Source organism: Roseateles cavernae (assembly GCF_040187885.1).
Lineage (GTDB): Bacteria > Pseudomonadota > Gammaproteobacteria > Burkholderiales > Burkholderiaceae_C > Roseateles_E > Roseateles_E cavernae.
The window spans coordinates 18,286-33,976 of record NZ_JBDPLH010000013.1; the positions used below are offsets into that span (position 1 = coordinate 18,286).

At 66.9% G+C, this 15,691-nt stretch carries 11 protein-coding genes; 3 read left to right on the plus strand and 8 right to left on the minus strand.

What is annotated here, in order from left to right:
- Positions 1-5: 5 nt before the first annotated feature.
- The 8 genes from ABGI63_RS23290 to ABGI63_RS23325 all read right to left on the minus strand — a co-directional run bounded on the left by ABGI63_RS23290 (position 6) and on the right by ABGI63_RS23325 (position 10,636).
- Entirely contained in the window at positions 6-2,147 is a 2,142-nt protein-coding gene (locus ABGI63_RS23290) for a TonB-dependent receptor plug domain-containing protein (RefSeq protein WP_349744952.1), read from the minus strand.
- Between the two features lie 92 nt (positions 2,148-2,239).
- Complete coding sequence (locus ABGI63_RS23295) at positions 2,240-4,579, minus strand: Tex family protein (RefSeq protein ID WP_349745011.1); 2,340 nt, start codon at positions 4,577-4,579, stop codon at positions 2,240-2,242.
- A 76-nt stretch (positions 4,580-4,655) separates the two neighbouring features.
- Positions 4,656-5,306: a 3'-5' exonuclease gene (locus ABGI63_RS23300; protein ID WP_349744953.1), complete on the minus strand. Its 651-nt coding sequence runs from the start codon at positions 5,304-5,306 to the stop codon at positions 4,656-4,658.
- Positions 5,303-7,189 carry a DUF294 nucleotidyltransferase-like domain-containing protein gene (locus ABGI63_RS23305; RefSeq protein ID WP_349744954.1) on the minus strand — a complete coding sequence of 629 codons (1,887 nt, stop codon included), beginning with the start codon at positions 7,187-7,189 and terminating at the stop codon, positions 5,303-5,305. Before ABGI63_RS23305 ends, ABGI63_RS23300 begins: the two co-directional genes overlap by 4 nt.
- A 75-nt stretch (positions 7,190-7,264) precedes the next feature.
- Positions 7,265-9,391, minus strand: a complete 2,127-nt coding sequence (locus ABGI63_RS23310) for a sodium:solute symporter family protein (RefSeq protein ID WP_349744955.1) — start codon at positions 9,389-9,391, stop codon at positions 7,265-7,267.
- A gap of 1 nt (position 9,392) precedes the next feature.
- Entirely contained in the window at positions 9,393-9,650 is a 258-nt protein-coding gene (locus ABGI63_RS23315; RefSeq protein ID WP_137943985.1) for a DUF4212 domain-containing protein, read from the minus strand.
- Positions 9,651-9,758: 108 nt separating this feature from the next.
- The gene (locus ABGI63_RS23320; protein ID WP_349744956.1) at positions 9,759-10,349 is read right to left on the minus strand and encodes a tetratricopeptide repeat protein; all 591 of its coding nucleotides are present in this window, start codon (positions 10,347-10,349) and stop codon (positions 9,759-9,761) included.
- Positions 10,340-10,636, minus strand: coding sequence for a hypothetical protein (locus ABGI63_RS23325; RefSeq protein WP_349744957.1), 297 nt, complete (start codon positions 10,634-10,636; stop codon positions 10,340-10,342). Before ABGI63_RS23325 ends, ABGI63_RS23320 begins: the two co-directional genes overlap by 10 nt.
- A 212-nt stretch (positions 10,637-10,848) precedes the next feature.
- Here ABGI63_RS23325 and prfB point away from each other — a divergent pair.
- From prfB to ABGI63_RS23340, 3 genes are all read left to right on the plus strand, one after another.
- Positions 10,849-11,953, plus strand: a protein-coding gene (prfB, locus tag ABGI63_RS23330) for a peptide chain release factor 2 (RefSeq protein ID WP_349744958.1) whose coding sequence is annotated in 2 segments (ribosomal slippage) — positions 10,849-10,929 and positions 10,931-11,953 — 1,104 coding nt in all. Because the reading frame shifts where the segments join, the coding sequence is not laid out codon by codon here.
- Positions 11,954-12,013: 60 nt separating this feature from the next.
- Complete coding sequence (gene pepN, locus ABGI63_RS23335; RefSeq protein WP_349744960.1) at positions 12,014-14,653, plus strand: aminopeptidase N; 2,640 nt, start codon at positions 12,014-12,016, stop codon at positions 14,651-14,653.
- Positions 14,654-14,675: 22 nt separating this feature from the next.
- Entirely contained in the window at positions 14,676-15,689 is a 1,014-nt protein-coding gene (locus ABGI63_RS23340) for a class 1 fructose-bisphosphatase (protein ID WP_137943990.1), read from the plus strand.
- The last annotated feature ends 2 nt before the right edge of the window (positions 15,690-15,691 follow it).

A 15,691-nucleotide genomic window follows, 5' to 3' on the forward strand; every position in this document is an offset into this window, starting at 1 on the left:
CCTGCTCAGAGCTTGAGCTCCAGCGCCGCGCCGAACCAGGTCCGGGTGCTGCGCTCGGTGCTGCTGCCGTAGCCGGTATCAGCCAGCATCGTGGTCGAGCGGGTGTCGAAGGGGGCGAGATTGTTGGCCGACAGGCGCAGCGAGGCCGTGCGGCTGAAGCTCCATTGGGCGAACACATCCAGCGAGCGGCTGCGCGACTGCTCCAGGCTTTGCGACACTGTCTGCTGCGTCGTGTAGCCCGGCGTGTAGACCAGGCTGACGCCGGTCAGCAGCGGCAGGCTGCTGAGCCGGTAGTCGAGGCCGAAATTGCCCGACCAGGGCTGCTGGCTGTCGAGCCGGTTGTTCGGCCCCTGGACGGCCTCGACATCGGACTTGTAGAAGCTCAGTGCGGCACGCAGATTGAGCGCCAGCCTGGGCTCGAACAGCGCGGGCATCAGCTCACCAGCCCGGCCCTTGAGCTCCAGTTCCAGGCCGCTGGTCTTGGCCTTGGAGAAGTTGACCGGGCGCGAGACCCAGCGCGGCAGCGTGGACCAGCTGACCTCCTCCAGTGTCGAGACATTGCGGATCAGGTTGTTGACCCGGCGATGGAACACACCGACGCTGACCAGACCACCGCCTTCGAGGTACTTCTCGAAGGCCAGGTCCAGGCCCGTGGCCAGCTCGGGCTTGAGCAAGGGGTTGCCGATGCGGTCCGGATACTGCTCTTCGTTGCGCTGCGGCTTGTTGTCCTTGTCGAGCAGCGGAAACAAGCCATTGATGCCCGGGCGAGCCAGCAAGGCGTTCAGATCCGGCGCCTTGTAGCTGCGCGTCAGGCTGGCGCGGATCAGGTCGCGGCCCTTGGGGTCGAGCTTGTAATTCAGATGCCATAGCGGCGTCGTCACGCGGCTGGTGCTGCGCGAGGCCACCTCGCTGCCACGGCTCACGGTGGCGATGCGCTCGGTGCGCAGGCCCAGATAGGTGGACCACTGCGGCGACAGCTCCCACTCGTCCTGCACGAAGAAGGCCTGGCGCTCGATGCGGGCCGTGAAGGGCAGCCCCTCGATACCGGCCAGCTGCGGCCTGCCGTTCTCGGTGACGCTGCGCTCCTCGTCGCGCTTGCGCCACTCCAGATCCCAGCCCACCGTCAGGCTGTGTTCCTCGCCCAGCAGCCGGGCGTACTTGCCGGACTGCGTGAAGTTGCGGTCATGGTTCTCACCTTCGGAAAGGCGCCAGATCACGTCATTGCGGAAGCTGCGGTTGGTGAAGCGGTTCTGCGCGTCCTGCACCCCCGCCTTCAGCTCGATGCGCTGCGAGTCGGCAAAGCGGTTCACCCAATTGGCATTGCCGCGCAGCACCTGCCAGGTGCCGTTGTTGTGGCTGTCATCGTCCAGGCTGGGCTCGCCCAGCAAGATCTGGTCGTCGAAGCGGTTGCGGTTGTTCCAGTAGCCGCGCTGGGCGAAGCCCTGCAGAGTCAGGGTCTGCTCGTCGCTGAGCTTCCAGCTCAGGCGCGGCGAGGTATTGAAACCATGGCCCCAGAAGGCCTGCTGCTGGCGCTGGATGGCGCGCGAGGGCGAACGGTACTCGTCAGTGCCAGGCGCAAAGCGCTCGATGACGAACTCATTGCGGCCGCGCCACTCAAACGCCGAGACCGGCACCGCCAGCGACACCGGGCCGATGCGCTCGCCAAAGGTGAAGGTGGCCGAGGGCACCGGGCGCTGCACGCTATAGCCCAGGGCCAGGCGCAGATCGCGCTGCGAGGTGCGCGGCGCCTCCTTCAGGATGATGTTGATCGCGCCGGCCACCGCCTGGGCGCTCTGGTCGGCGCTGGGGCCCTTGGTCACCTCGATGCGCTCGACCTGGGCCGGGTTCAGCTGGTCCAGGGCAAAACCCGGCGGGGCCGGATCGCCGTTGATCAGTATCAGCGTGTAGCCGGCGCCCAGGCCGCGCATGCGTGGCGCGCCGTCCTGCATATTGACGCCGGGCAGGCGCTTGAGCACATCGGCCACGTTCTGGTCGCCGTACTTGTCGATCTCCTCGCGGCCGTAGATCTGCTTGGCCACCGGCGAGCGGCGGCGCAGATCGGTATCGCTTTGCGGGCGCGACTGGATCTCGACCCGATCCAGTCGGTTGCCAGGCTGCACCGTCGGCTCGGGCGGTCCTCCGGGCATGTCCTGCGCCCACGCGGATGGCAGGGTGCTCAGGGCACAGACGACAACAGTGGCGGCGGCGTGTCGGTTCAAGAATTACTCCAGAGTGTCGGTCAGCGCTTGGTCTGCAGCTTGGCAAAGGCCGCGGCCATCGCATTGCCGCCGCTGGGCGCTGCGGCCGGTGCGCGGCCGGCGGCCGGGCGCTCGTTGCGCGCGGCCGGGCGGTAGCTGTTATCGGCCTTGGCGGTGCCGCGCGGGGCCGGCGCGGCATCGAGCTTCATCGTCAGCGAGATGCGCTTGCGGGCCAGGTCGACCTCCAGCACCCTCACCTTGACGATGTCGCCGGTCTTGACGACCTCGCGCGCATCGCTGACGAACTTGTTGGCCAGCTGGCTGACATGGACCAGGCCGTCCTGGTGCACGCCCAGGTCGATGAAGGCGCCGAACTGCGCGACATTGGACACCGTGCCCTCCAGCACCATGCCTTCGGTCAGGTCCTTGATGTCCTCGACGCCGTCGTTGAAGCGCGCCACCTTGAAGTCCGGGCGCGGATCGCGACCCGGCTTCTCCAGCTCGGTCAGGATGTCCTTGACGGTGATCGCGCCGAACTTGTCGTCGGCAAAGGCCTCGGGCTTCAGCGTGCGGATCACATCGCTCTTGCCCATGATGTCGGCCACCGGGCGCTGCACCGCCGCCATGATCTTCTGTACCACCGGGTAGGTCTCGGGGTGGACGCCGGTCAGGTCCAGCGGATTCTCGCCGTCACGGATGCGCAGGAAACCGGCCGACTGCTCGAAGGTCTTGGGGCCCAGGCCCGTCACAGCCAGCAGTTGCTGACGGTCCTTGAAGGCGCCATTGGCATCGCGCCATCGCACGATCGATGCCGCCACCGTGCCCGAAAGGCCCGAGACCCGCGCCAGCAGGGGTGCCGACGCGGTGTTCAGATCCACGCCCACCGAGTTCACGCAGTCCTCGACGACGGCGTCCAGGGTCTTGGCCAGCTCGCTCTGGTTGACATCGTGCTGGTACTGGCCGACGCCTATGCTCTTCGGATCGATCTTGACCAACTCGGCCAGCGGATCCTGCAGGCGGCGCGCGATCGACACGGCGCCGCGCAGCGACACATCCAGGTCCGGCAGCTCCTTGGAGGCGAACTCGGAGGCCGAGTAGACCGAGGCGCCGGCTTCGCTGACGACCACCTTCTCGATGATGGTGCCGGGCGCAAGCTGCTGGATGCGCTTGATCAGGTCGGCGGCCAGCTTGTCGGTCTCGCGGCTGGCCGTGCCATTGCCGATCGCGATCAGATTGACGCCGTGCGTGGCCACCAGGCGACCCAGCGTGTGCAGCGAACCCTCCCAGTCCTTGCGTGGCTCGTGCGGGTAGACGGTATGTGTGTCCAGCACACGGCCGGTGTCCGACACCACCGCCACCTTGACACCGGTGCGTATGCCCGGGTCCAGCCCCATCACGACGCGCTTGCCGGCCGGTGCGGCCAAGAGCAGATCGCGCAGGTTCTCGGCGAACACCTTGATCGCCACCTTCTCGGCCTCCTCGCGCAGGCGCGAGAACAGATCGCGTTCCAGGCTCATGCTGAGCTTGACCTTCCAGGTCCAGGCCACGGTCTTGCGGATCAAGGTGTCGCCGGCCCGGCCGGCGGGGCTCCAGCCCAGGTGGCGGGCGATGCGCCCCTCGGCCAGGCCGGGCTGGCCGGCCACGATCTCCTCGTCCAGCACCAGCTTGGCATCGAGAAACTCCTGCGTGCGGCCGCGAAACACCGCCAGCGCACGGTGCGAGGGCACGGTACGGATGGGCTCGGCGTAGTCGAAATAGTCGCGGAACTTGGAGATGTCCGGGTTGTTCTCGTCCTTGCCGTCCATCAGCTTGGACTTGAACAGGCCCTCGGCCCACAGCCATTCGCGCAGCTTGCCGATCAGCAAGGCGTCCTCGGCCCAGCGCTCGCTGAGCAGGTCGCGCACGCCGTCCAGCACGGCGAAAGCATCGGCAAAGCCCAGTTCCGCGTTGACGAAGGCCGGCGCCTCGGCCTGCGGGTCCAGCATCGGGTCGGCAAACAGCTTGTCGGCCAGCGGCTCCAGGCCGGCCTCGCGGGCGATCATGCCCTTGGTGCGGCGCTTTTGCTTATAGGGCAGGTAGAGGTCTTCGAGCTCCTGCTTGGTCGGCACGGCCAGGATCGCGGCCTGCAGCTCCGGCGTCAGCTTGCCCTGCTCCGCGATGCTCTTGAGCACGGCGGCGCGGCGGTCCTCCAGCTCGCGCAGATAGCCCAGGCGCGACTCCAGCTCGCGCAGCTGGATGTCGTCCAGGCCGTCGGTGACTTCCTTGCGGTAGCGGGCGATGAAGGGCACGGTGGCACCGCCATCGAGCAGCTCCACCGCCGCGTTGATCTGGGCCGGGCGAACCTTCAGTTCGGCGGCAATTTGAAGCAGGATCTTGTCCAAAACAGCGAAAGCCAAGGCTAAATCTTGAAGCGCGCGAGTGTGCCACAGGGGTGGGGGCGGGGTCGGCACCCAGAGCTCAGGCGGCCAGCCAGCGCCGCTGGCCGGCGATGCGGCGCAGATCGCTGAAGCGGGTCTCGCCCCGCTCGCGCAAGGCCGGCCACAGCCGCAGCAGCAACTCGGCCGTGGCCAGCGTGTCGGCGGCGGCCTGATGGCGCTGTGCGCAGCGAATGCCGAAGTGCGCCATCCACTCGTCCAGCGAGCGCCGCCGCCCCTGGGCATGCAACACGGCGGCCACCGGCTCCAGGTCCAGCCAGCGGTTGGACAGGCGGCGGCCCAGCAGCCGGCCCATCTCGCGCTGGATCATGGCCTCGTCAAACGCTGCATGGAAGGCCAGCAGCGGCGCCGCGCCGGCCCACTGCTCAAAGGCCCGCAGCGCCGTCGCCGGCTCGACGCCGCTGCGCTGGGCCGCCAGGCCGATGCCGTGCAGCAGGATATTGGCCTTGTAGTCGGCCGGCACGGGCCGGGCCTCGTCCTGGCGCAGCAGGATCTCGAAACTGTCTCCCAGCAGGATGCGGGGCTCGGGCCTGAGCTCCACCGCGATGGCCGCGATCGCCAGCAGCCGGTCGCGTTCCAGGTCCAGCCCGGTGGTCTCGACATCGAGCACCACCCAGCGCTGCTGTGCATCGACGCTGCCGCGGCCTGTCAGGCGCTGCCACCAGCCGCTCATCGCAGATAGTCCAGTTCCAGGCGCTGCTGCAGGCGACGCGCCACCTTGTAGCTCTCCTTGAGCACACGGCGGTCGATGTCATTGAGTTCGTCCAGCGCGATCCAGTTGGGGTGGGCGGCAGCGCCCTGCACCCGCAGCCTGAGCATCTGCAAGAACTCGAAGGCGCCGACCCAGCCCTCGCGCTCGTGCGCGGGCGCCTGCAGCACCTGTCCCAGGGCCTCGAAACGGGCCCGGGTGCCGGTCTCGGCCACGCCATGGGCCAGCGCGTAGAGCCGGGCCACATCGACAAACAGGGCCGTGCCGCCGAGCTTCAGGTCCACACCCTCGCGGCCGCCGATCTGCTGGGCCTCGACCGCGCCCAGCCAGTTCAGCGGCGTGCGGTTGCGCAGCGCGTTTTCGGCCATCTGGCGCATGAAGCGCGGCAGCCGCGCCGCATGGTCGCTGACCAGGGCGCGCAGCGGCCGCGCCAGCCTGGCCTCGCCCCAGATCGGCCGGAAGTCGAAGTAGATGCTAGCCTTCAGCAAGTCCTCCGGCGCGCCGTGCTCCATCCAGGCGCTGAAGGCTTCCAGCCACTCCTGTTGGCTCAGGCAGCAGGCCGGGTTGCCGGCCATCACCTGGCCCTTGCACAGCGGGTAGCCGCAGGCATCGAGGGCCTCGTTGGCCGCCCGCGCAAACGCCAGCCAGCGCGGCCGGTCGGCGGCGGGGTCGCTGCTCTCGAATATCAGGCCGTTGTCCTGGTCGGAGGCAATGGTCTGCTCGCCGCGCCCCTCGGAGCCAAAGGCCAGCCAGCAGGCCCGGCCCATGTCCAGCCCATGGGCTTCGGCCAGCAGCTGCAGCAGGCGCTGGGTCAGCACATCGTTGAGATGGGAGATCAGCTCGGTCAGCTGCCGCGCCGCCACGCCCTGGCCCAGCAGATTGCGGGCGAAGCGGCGGATGTCCTGGGCCACCACGCGCAGCGTGTCCACATCCTGGGCATTGCGTATCGCCGTGCTGACCTGCTTGAGCGACAGGCGCTGCATCGCGAACAGATCGCGCTCCGAGACGATGCCCACGACCGCCCCACCCTCGCCAAGCACCGGCACATGGCGCAGGCCGTGGCGCGACATCAGCAGCGCCGCGTCCTGGGCCGTGTCCTCGCCGCGCAGGCACAGCACCGGCGTACTCATCACGGCGGCGATCGGCGTGGCCAGCAGCAGTTGCGGCAAGGTGATGCGCGCCAGCACATCGTGGCGGGTCAGGATGCCCAGCGGCGCGCCGGCGGCGTCCAGCACCAGCACCGAGCCGATGTGTTGCTGGTGCATCAGCAGCAGGGCCTGCGCCAGCGGGGTCTCGGGCGCGACGCCGGTCGGTGATTTGCGGGCCAGCTGGGCCAGCGGCGTCTCCATCGACTGCTCGGACAGGGTCTGCGAGGAGTAGGCCACCTGCAGCGCACGGCGCGATAGCGCCAGAAACTGCGCGACGCGGCGGTTCAGGAAATCGGCAAAAGGCGCGCTCACCCGGGCCAGTCCATGCACTTCGGCCGCCGGCAGCAGCAAGCAGAAAGTATCGCCCTGCGAGGTGTAGGTGGCGGTGACGGCGCGCGCGCCCATCAGCGCGCCGACCGGGAAGAAATCACCCGGTTCGAAATGAAAGCCGCCGGTGGCCTCGGCGATGCCGCGCTGGGCCGTCACCGCTCCCTGGCGAACGAACAGCAGATGCTCGACCGGCCCCTGCTCCGGCGCCAGCAGCAGCTCGCCCGGGCCGTAATAGGCCTGGCTGGCCGCGGCCAGGAAGCGCTCCACATGGGCGGCCTGCATCTGCGCGAACGGGGCATGCGCACTCAGCTCGCTGCGCAGATGTCCCAGCAGACTGGCGGACGGCGTGGCGTGAGGTGGATCGCTCATGGGGTGATCATTCATGAAAAAAGCCCCGCAGCAAGCTGCGGGGCCGATTCAGATCAAGACTTGATCAAAGAAGCATCAGGCCTTGCCCAGACGCAGGTCCGGATAGCGCACATGCTCGACCAACTCCTGCGTGTCCTTGCTCGGCGCCGGCGTGATCAGGCTGACGATGATGATCACCGCAAAGCCCAGCGGCACGCCGAACAGGCCGGCCGAGATCGGCAGGATCCCCCACCACAGCTCGATCGGCGAGGTCACGCCGAACACGCCGCGCAGCCAGGGCTGGGTCGTCACCATATAGTAGAAGGTGATGCCCAGACCGGCCGCGATGCCCAGCGACGCACCCCATTTGTTGGCGCGCTTCCAGAACACCCCCAGCACCAGGGCCGGGAAGAAGGCAGCGGCCGCGAACGAGAACGCAGCGGAGACCAGGAACAGGATGTCGGCCGGCTTCTGCGCCGCGACATAGGCCGCAGCCAGCGCCACCACCAGCAGCAACACCTTGGAGATGGTGACGCGGCGGGCGGTCGAGGCGTTCGGGTCGATCATCTTGTAATAGACATCGTGGCTCAGCGCATTGGCAATGGTCAGCAGCAGGCCGTCGGCGGTGGACAGCGCCGCCGCCAGGCCGCCGGCCGCCACCATGCCCGAGATCACATAGGGCAGGCCACCGATCTCCGGCGTGGCCAGCACGATGATGTCGCCACCTATCCTCATCTCGCCGAGCTGGAAGATGCCGTCCTTGTTGACATCGGCCACCGCCAGCAGGGCCGGGTCGACCTTGGCCCAGTTGTTGATCCAGGCCGGCAACTGATCGAACGGCGTGCCCACCAGCACGGTGAAGACTTCGTACTTGACCAGCACGGCCAGGGCCGGCGCGGTGAAGTAGAGCAGGAAGATGAAGAACAGGCTCCAGGTCACCGACTCGCGCGCCTCCCTGACCGAGGGCGTGGTGTAGTAGCGCATCAGGATGTGCGGCAGCGCGGCCGTCCCCACCATCAGGCAGAACACCAGAGCCAGGAAGTTGCGGCGCGATTCGTCGAAGGTCTTCTTCGCCTTCTCGTCACCATTGGGATCGCCGGCAAACTGCTGGCCGTGGGTCGGCATGCCGGCCAGCGGCTTGGCGCGCGCCTCATTGGCGGTCTTGCCGGCCGTCCAGGCCTTCTTGGCATCGGCCTCGGTGGCCGGCAGGGCCGCCAACGCCTTTTGCGCCGCCTCGACCTCGGCCGCCGGGGCATTGGCCGCCTTCAGCGCGGCCAGCTTGCTCTCGGCCGCAGCCTTGTCTGCAGCCATCGCGGCCGGCACATCCTTGAGCTTGGCATCGAACTCGGCCGCGCGGGCCTTGAAGATCTCGATGACCTCCAGCTCCTTCGGATCGGCCTTGATCTTCTTCTCGGCCGCGCTGACCTTCTCCAGCTGGTAGCCGTAGATGGCCTGTGGCACCGGGATATTGGTCTGCTTGACCGACAGCCAGATCACCGGCACGAGGTAGGCAATGATCAGGATGATGTACTGGGCCACCTGGGTCCAGGTGACGGCCCGCATGCCGCCCAGGAAGGAACAGACCAGGATGCCGGCCAGACCGACAAAGACCCCGATCTCGAAGGCCAGCCCCGAGAGCCGCGCGGTGATCAGACCGACGCCATAGATCTGCGCCACCACATAGGTGAAGGAGCACAGGATGGCGGCGATCACGCCCAGGATGCGCGGCAGATTGCCCTCATAGCGCGCGCCCAGGAAGTCGGGGATCGTGAACTGGCCGAACTTGCGCAGATAGGGCGCCAGGAACAGCGCCACCAGGCAGTAGCCGCCGGTCCAGCCCATGATGAAGGCCAGGCCACCATAGCCGGTCAGATAAAGCGTGCCGGCCATGCCGATGAAGGATGCGGCGGACATCCAGTCGGCGCCGGTGGCCATGCCGTTGTACATCGCCGGCACCCGCCGGCCGGCCACGTAGTACTCGCTGGCATCCGAGGTGCGGCTCATGAAGCCGATGCCCGCATACAGCAGCACGGTGGAGATCAGGAAGATGAAGCCGATGTACTGGCGCGGCAGGCCCATCTGCTCCAGGATCGCCAGCGCGATGATGAAGACGATGAAGCCGCCCGTGTACCAGGTGTAGACCTTGTTGAGCTGCTTTTTGAAGGCAACGTTGGAGGCGGCACTGAAGGTGCCGCCGGCGCTTGAGGGTGTTGAGCCTGCCATGTCATTCATCCTCGGCAACGCCGTGTTCCTGGTCCAGGCGATTCATATAGCTCGCGTAGAACCAGATGATCAGGCAGTAGACGATCAGCGCCCCCTGGGATGCGACCCAGAAGCTGAACGGCCAGCCAAAAAAGGTGAAGTTCAGTTCGCGGGCGTAGAAGCCCACGACAAAGGTCACCACGAACCAGATCGCCAGCAGAATTCCTGTGATTCGCAGGTTCTTCTGCCAGTACTGGCGGTGTCGGTCGGATAACTGCATCGCTGTCGTCTCCATCGCGTTGTAAGCAAGGCCGGCCCGCCTGGCGGCGGTCCGGGCACCGATGCGTCCCCCTGCACCAACAGCGCGCAGCCTGCGTGGGAACGCCCGTCAGGCGAGCAGGCCGGTCTCGCGCTCCAGTTGCGCGGCGACCTTGGGCTCGAAGCCCTTGAGGTGGGCGATGATGCGCCTTGCCTCGTCGGGCTCCTGACGGTCCACATGCACCCGGGCCAGCTGGTACCAGCCGTAAGGGCTCATGGGTTGCAGTTCGGTGTTGCGCCTGAGGGCGGCCAGGGCCTCCTCGAAGCGTTGCATGCGTATCAGGCACAGGCCCAGGCCGTACCAGGCCCGGTCCAGCTTGGTGTCCAGCGACACGGCCTGGCGGAAGGCGGTCTCGGCCTCTTCCAGCCGGCTCTCGGCCTCCAGCAGATAGGCCAGATTGAACCAGTCGCCGGCGCTGCGCTGCGGTGCTGCCGCGACCAGGGCCTGCAGATCGGCAATCGCCTCGCCGCGCGCGCCGCGCTGCGAGCGCAGATGGGCACGGCTGGCCAGGGCATAGCTGTCCTGCGGCCAGCGTCGCAGCATCTCGTCAAAGATCTGCTCGGCCTGCTCGTGGCGGCCGAAAACCAGGGCGGTGATGGCGCGCAGCTTCAGCAGGCGATAGGGCCAGGTCTTGCCGGATTGCAGGGTGTTCACTGACATTGCGCCACTCCGATCTGCAGGCAGAGATTGATCTTGACCACCGTCACCACCAGCCACAGGCTCAGCACCAGCAGGAAGGCGGCCAGCGGGATGTGGCGGTCCAGCACGACGCGCGGGCTGATCGCCCGAGTCAGCCTCACAAAGGGCTGGGTCAGCACCTGCAGCAGGCGGTAGAAGAAATTGCCCTCGCGTTTCTGGCCGGCCAGCAGGCCTAGCAGCCATTGACCGGCCATGGCCAGTAAGGCGATCTCGGCGATCAGCTTTAAGGATGATGTCAGCAAAAGCATGTGGGGTCTCGCGTGCGCTGACCGCACTGTGCGACCGCAGCGCTTACAGATTTCTGACAAACACGCCCCACCCTGGGGCGGCCCCACTATCGATAACCCTTGAACCCGCCACACCGGGCCCCGCACACCGGGAAATCCCGCCCGGGTCGTCCATGTAAAAATAGCGCGCTTGCGAGCGCTCCCGCGCCGGCAACCCAAAAACACGGAATCCCATGGACATCGAACGTATCAACACCATCGGCAGCAGCCTGGCCGACCTGACAGCGCGTACTGACGCGCTAAGGGGGTATCTTTGACTACGACCGCAAAGCACTGCGGCTGAACGAGGTCAACGCCGCGCTGGAGAACCCCAGTGTCTGGAACGAGCCCAAGCGCGCCCAGGAGCTGGGCAAGGAAAAGCGCACGCTGGAGAACGTGGTCCAGACCATCGACCATCTGAGCAGCAATCTGGCCGACAACCTCGAGCTCTACGAGATGAGCAAGGCCGAGGACGACTTCGCCGGCCTCGAAGGCATCGAGGCCGATGCGGCCAAGTTGGCCGAAATCGTCGAGCAGCTGGAATTCCGCCGCATGTTCAACAACCCGGCCGATCCGCTGAACTGCTTTGTCGACATCCAGGCCGGCGCCGGTGGCACCGAGGCCTGCGACTGGGCCGGCATGCTCTTGCGCCAGTACCTGAAGTATGCCGAGCGCAAGGGCTTCAAGACGACACTGGAAGACCAGACCGACGGCGATGTGGCCGGCATCAAGAGCGCCACCATCAAGGTCGAGGGCGAGTACGCCTTCGGCCTGCTGCGCACCGAGACCGGCGTGCACCGCCTGGTGCGCAAGAGCCCCTTCGACAGCTCGGGTGGCCGCCACACCAGCTTTGCCTCGCTGTTCGTCTATCCGGAAGTCGATGACTCGATCGAGATCGACATCAACCCGGCCGATGTGCGCACCGACACCTTCCGCGCCTCGGGCGCCGGCGGCCAGCACATCAACAAGACCGACTCGGCGGTGCGCCTGACCCATATCCCGACCGGCATCGTCGTGCAGTGTCAGGACGGCCGCAGCCAGCACAGCAACCGCGACGTGGCCTGGAAGCGCCTGCGCTCGCGCCTGTACGACCATGAGATGCGCAAGCGCATGGAAGAGCAGCAAAAGCTCGAGGACACCAAGACCGATGTGGGCTGGGGCCACCAGATCCGCAGCTATGTGCTGGACCAGAGCCGCATCAAGGATCTGCGCACCAACTACGAGACCTCGGCCACGCAGAAAGTGCTGGACGGCGATCTCGATGCCTTTATCTCGGCCAGCCTGAAGCAAGGCGTCTGAGACCGACGAGACACCCGGCGCCGTGCGCCGGGCCACACAACAACACTGAGAACAAGCACCATGCGTGAAGGCTCTGCCACCTTGATCCGCCGCGAAGACTATCTGGCGCCGACCTTCTGGATCCGCACGGTCGATCTGACCTTCGATCTCGATCCGGCCAAGACCCTGGTCACCAGCAAGATGCAGCTGGAGCGCAACCATGCCGTGCCGCACGGCCCGCTGCGCCTGCATGGCGAGGAACTGAACCTGCTGCGCGTGCTGATCAATGGCGAGAGCGTGTCCTTCCGCCAGGAAGGCGGCGAGCTGATCATCGACAACGTGCCCGACGCCGACTTCGCGCTGGAGATCCGCAACAGCTGCGCGCCGGACAAGAACACCACGCTCAGCGGCCTCTACACCTCGGGCGGTAGCTTCTTCACGCAATGCGAGGCCGAAGGCTTCCGCCGCATCACGTATTTCCTGGACCGCCCCGATGTGATGGCGGTCTACACGGTGCTGCTGCGCGCCGACAAGGCCAAGTACCCGGTACTGCTGTCCAACGGCAATCTTGTGGAGAGCGGCGACCTGGAAGGACCGGCCGGCAAGCACTTCGCCAAATGGCACGACCCCTTCCCGAAGCCCTCCTATCTGTTCGCCCTGGTGGCGGGCGATCTGGTGGCGCGCGAACAGCGCGTGCGCACCCGCGCCGGCAAGGACCATCTGCTGCAGGTCTATGTGCGCCGCGGCGATCTGGAGAAGACCGAGCATGCGATGAACTCGCTGATCGCGTCCATGGTCTGGGACGAGGCCCGCTTCAAGCTGCCGCTGGACCTGGAGCGCTTCATGGTGGTCGGCGTGTCCGACTTCAATATGGGCGCGATGGAGAACAAGGGCCTGAACATCTTCAACACCTCGGCCCTGCTGGCCAGCCCGGCCACCGCGACCGACGTGGACTTCGCCCGCATCGAATCGATCGTCGCGCACGAGTATTTCCACAACTGGACCGGCAACCGCGTCACCTGCCGCGACTGGTTCCAGCTCTCGCTGAAGGAAGGCCTGACCGTGTTCCGCGATCAGGAGTTCTCGATGGACATGGCCGCCACGCCCAGCGCGCGGGCGGTCTGCCGCATCCAGGATGTGCGCGGCCTGCGTGCGATGCAGTTCCCGGAGGACTCCGGCGCGATGGCCCATCCGGTGCGCCCCGACAGCTATGTGGAGATCAATAATTTCTACACCGCGACGGTCTACGAAAAGGGCTCCGAGGTCGTGCGCATGTACCAGACCCTGGTCGGCCGGGCCGGCTTCGAGAAGGGCATGAGCCTGTACTTCGAGCGCCATGACGGCCAGGCCGTGACCTGCGACGATTTTGCGCAAGCCATCGCCGATGCCAACCCGGGCTCGGCCCTGAGCACCCGGCTGGACGCGTTCAAGCGCTGGTACAGCCAGGCCGGCACGCCGCGCGTGCAAGCCCGCGGCAGCTACGACGCTGCGGCGCGCAGCTACACGCTGACGCTGACCCAGAGCAACAAGGGCCAGCCCCCGCAGGTGATCCCGGTCGTCACCGGCCTGCTCGGCCGTGACGGTACCGCCCTGGCCGAGCAGTTGCTGGTGCTGGATGAGGCCGAGCAGCGCTTCACCTTCCAGGACATCGCCGTCGAGCCGGTGCCCTCGCTGCTGCGCGGCTTCTCGGCCCCGGTGCTGCTGGACGACGGTCTGAGCGACGCCGAACTGCTGGTGCTGCTGACCCATGACGCCGACGCCTTCAACCGCTGGGAGGCCGGCCAGCGCCTGGCGCTGAACCGCATCCTCGGTGCGGTGCGCAGCGGCCAGCCGCTGCAGCTGGACAGCGCCTTCATCGACGCGATGCGCGCGGTGCTGAACCACGCCGGGCTGGACGCCGCCTTCAAGGAGCTGGCCCTGACCCTGCCCGGCGAGGCCTATATCGCCGAGCAGCTCGAGGTGGTCGATCCGCAAGCCATCCATGCCGCCGTCGAGGCTGCGCAGGTCCAGCTCGCCGCCGCGTTGCGCGAGGACTGGATCGCGGCCTTCGAGGCCAACCAGATCAAGGGCGGCTACACGCCCGACCCGGTGTCCTCGGGCAAGCGTGCGCTGGCCAATCTGGCGCTGGCCATGCTGGTGCTGGATGCGAAAGCACAGAGCCGACCCGATGCCGGCGTCTGGCTGGGCCGCGCCTACCAGCGCTTCAAGGACGCCGGCAATATGACCGACCGCCTGGGCGCGCTGGCCGCCCTGGTCAACGGCCATGCCGAGCTGGCCGAACCGGCGCTGGCCAAGTTCCACGCGCTGTTCAAGGACGATGCGCTGGTGATAGACAAATGGTTCGCGCTCCAGGCCCGCGCCGCCGAGCACGGCGGCCGTACCTTCGCCAAGGTGCGCCAGCTGCTGCAGCACCCCGACTTCAGCCTGAAGAACCCCAACCGTGCACGCAGCCTGATCTTCTCGCTGTGCCTGTTCAACCCGGCGGCCTTCCACCGGGCCGACGCGGCCGGCTATGTGTTCTGGGCCGAGCAGGTGCTGGCGCTCGATGCGATCAACCCGCAGGTCGCCAGCCGCCTGGCGCGCGGCATGGACCGCTGGACCGCGCTGGCCGAGCCCTACCGCAGCGCCGCCCGCGAGGCCATCGCCCGCGTCGCGGCCAAACCCGATCTGTCCAACGATGTGCGCGAGATCGTCGAGCGCGCACTGGCCTCCGGTTCCTGAAGACTCGCAAAGGATTGACCCCATGACCCGTCGCATCAGCCTGACCCAGTACCTGATCGAACAACAGCGCCAGCACGGCCACATCCCGCAGGAGCTGCGCCTGCTGATCGAAGTGGTGGCGCGCGCCTGCAAGCGCATCGCCATCAGCGTCAACAAGGGTGCGCTCGGCGATGTGCTGGGCACGGCCGGCTCGGAAAACGTGCAGGGCGAGGTGCAGAAGAAGCTCGACATCATCGCCAACGAGGTGCTGATCGAGGCCAATGAATGGGGCGGCCATCTGGCGGCCATGGCCAGCGAGGAAATGGAAGGCATCTACGTCGTGCCCAACCGCTTCCCGCAGGGCGAGTACCTCTTGATGTTCGACCCGCTGGACGGCTCGTCCAATATCGACGTCAATGTCTCGATCGGCACGATCTTCTCGGTGCTGACCAAGCCCGAGGGCGGCAAGGGTGTCAGCGAGGAAGACTTCCTGCAGCCCGGCACGGCCCAGGTCGCCGCCGGCTACTGCGTCTACGGCCCGCAGACCACGCTGGTGCTGACGGTGGGCGACGGCGTCGCGATGTTCACCTTGGACCGCGAGCAGGGCTCCTGGGTGCTGACCGCCGACGACATCAAGATCCCCGAGGACACCAAGGAGTTCGCGATCAATATGTCGAATATGCGCCACTGGGATGCCCCGGTGACCCGCTATATCGACGAATGCCTGGCCGGCACCACCGGCCCGCGCGCCAAGGACTTCAATATGCGCTGGATCGCCTCGATGGTGGCCGATGTGCATCGCATCCTGACCCGCGGCGGCGTCTTCCTCTACCCCTGGGACAAGCGCGAGCCCGGCAAGGCCGGCAAGCTGCGCCTGATGTACGAGGCCAATCCGATGGCCTTTCTGGTCGAGCAGGCCGGCGGCGCGGCCACCAATGCGCGCCAGCGCATCATGGAGCTGCAGCCGGGCAAGCTGCATGAGCGGGTGGCCGTGGTGTTGGGCTCGAAGAACGAAGTCGAGCGCATCACCGCCTACCATCTTGATTCGACAAAATAGTT

Coding starts and splice junctions, on each gene's coding strand:
- ABGI63_RS23290 (WP_349744952.1), bottom strand. CDS start 2,147: ATGCCCGGAGGACCGCCCGAGCCGACGGTGCAGCCTGGCAACCGACTG.
- ABGI63_RS23300 (WP_349744953.1), bottom strand. CDS start 5,306: ATGAGCGGCTGGTGGCAGCGCCTGACAGGCCGCGGCAGCGTCGATGCA.
- ABGI63_RS23305 (WP_349744954.1), bottom strand. CDS start 7,189: ATGAGCGATCCACCTCACGCCACGCCGTCCGCCAGTCTGCTGGGACAT.
- ABGI63_RS23310 (WP_349744955.1), bottom strand. CDS start 9,391: ATGGCAGGCTCAACACCCTCAAGCGCCGGCGGCACCTTCAGTGCCGCC.
- ABGI63_RS23315 (WP_137943985.1), bottom strand. CDS start 9,650: ATGCAGTTATCCGACCGACACCGCCAGTACTGGCAGAAGAACCTGCGA.
- ABGI63_RS23320 (WP_349744956.1), bottom strand. CDS start 10,349: ATGTCAGTGAACACCCTGCAATCCGGCAAGACCTGGCCCTATCGCCTG.
- ABGI63_RS23325 (WP_349744957.1), bottom strand. CDS start 10,636: ATGCTTTTGCTGACATCATCCTTAAAGCTGATCGCCGAGATCGCCTTA.
- pepN (WP_349744960.1), top strand. CDS start 12,014: ATGCGTGAAGGCTCTGCCACCTTGATCCGCCGCGAAGACTATCTGGCG.
- ABGI63_RS23340 (WP_137943990.1), top strand. CDS start 14,676: ATGACCCGTCGCATCAGCCTGACCCAGTACCTGATCGAACAACAGCGC.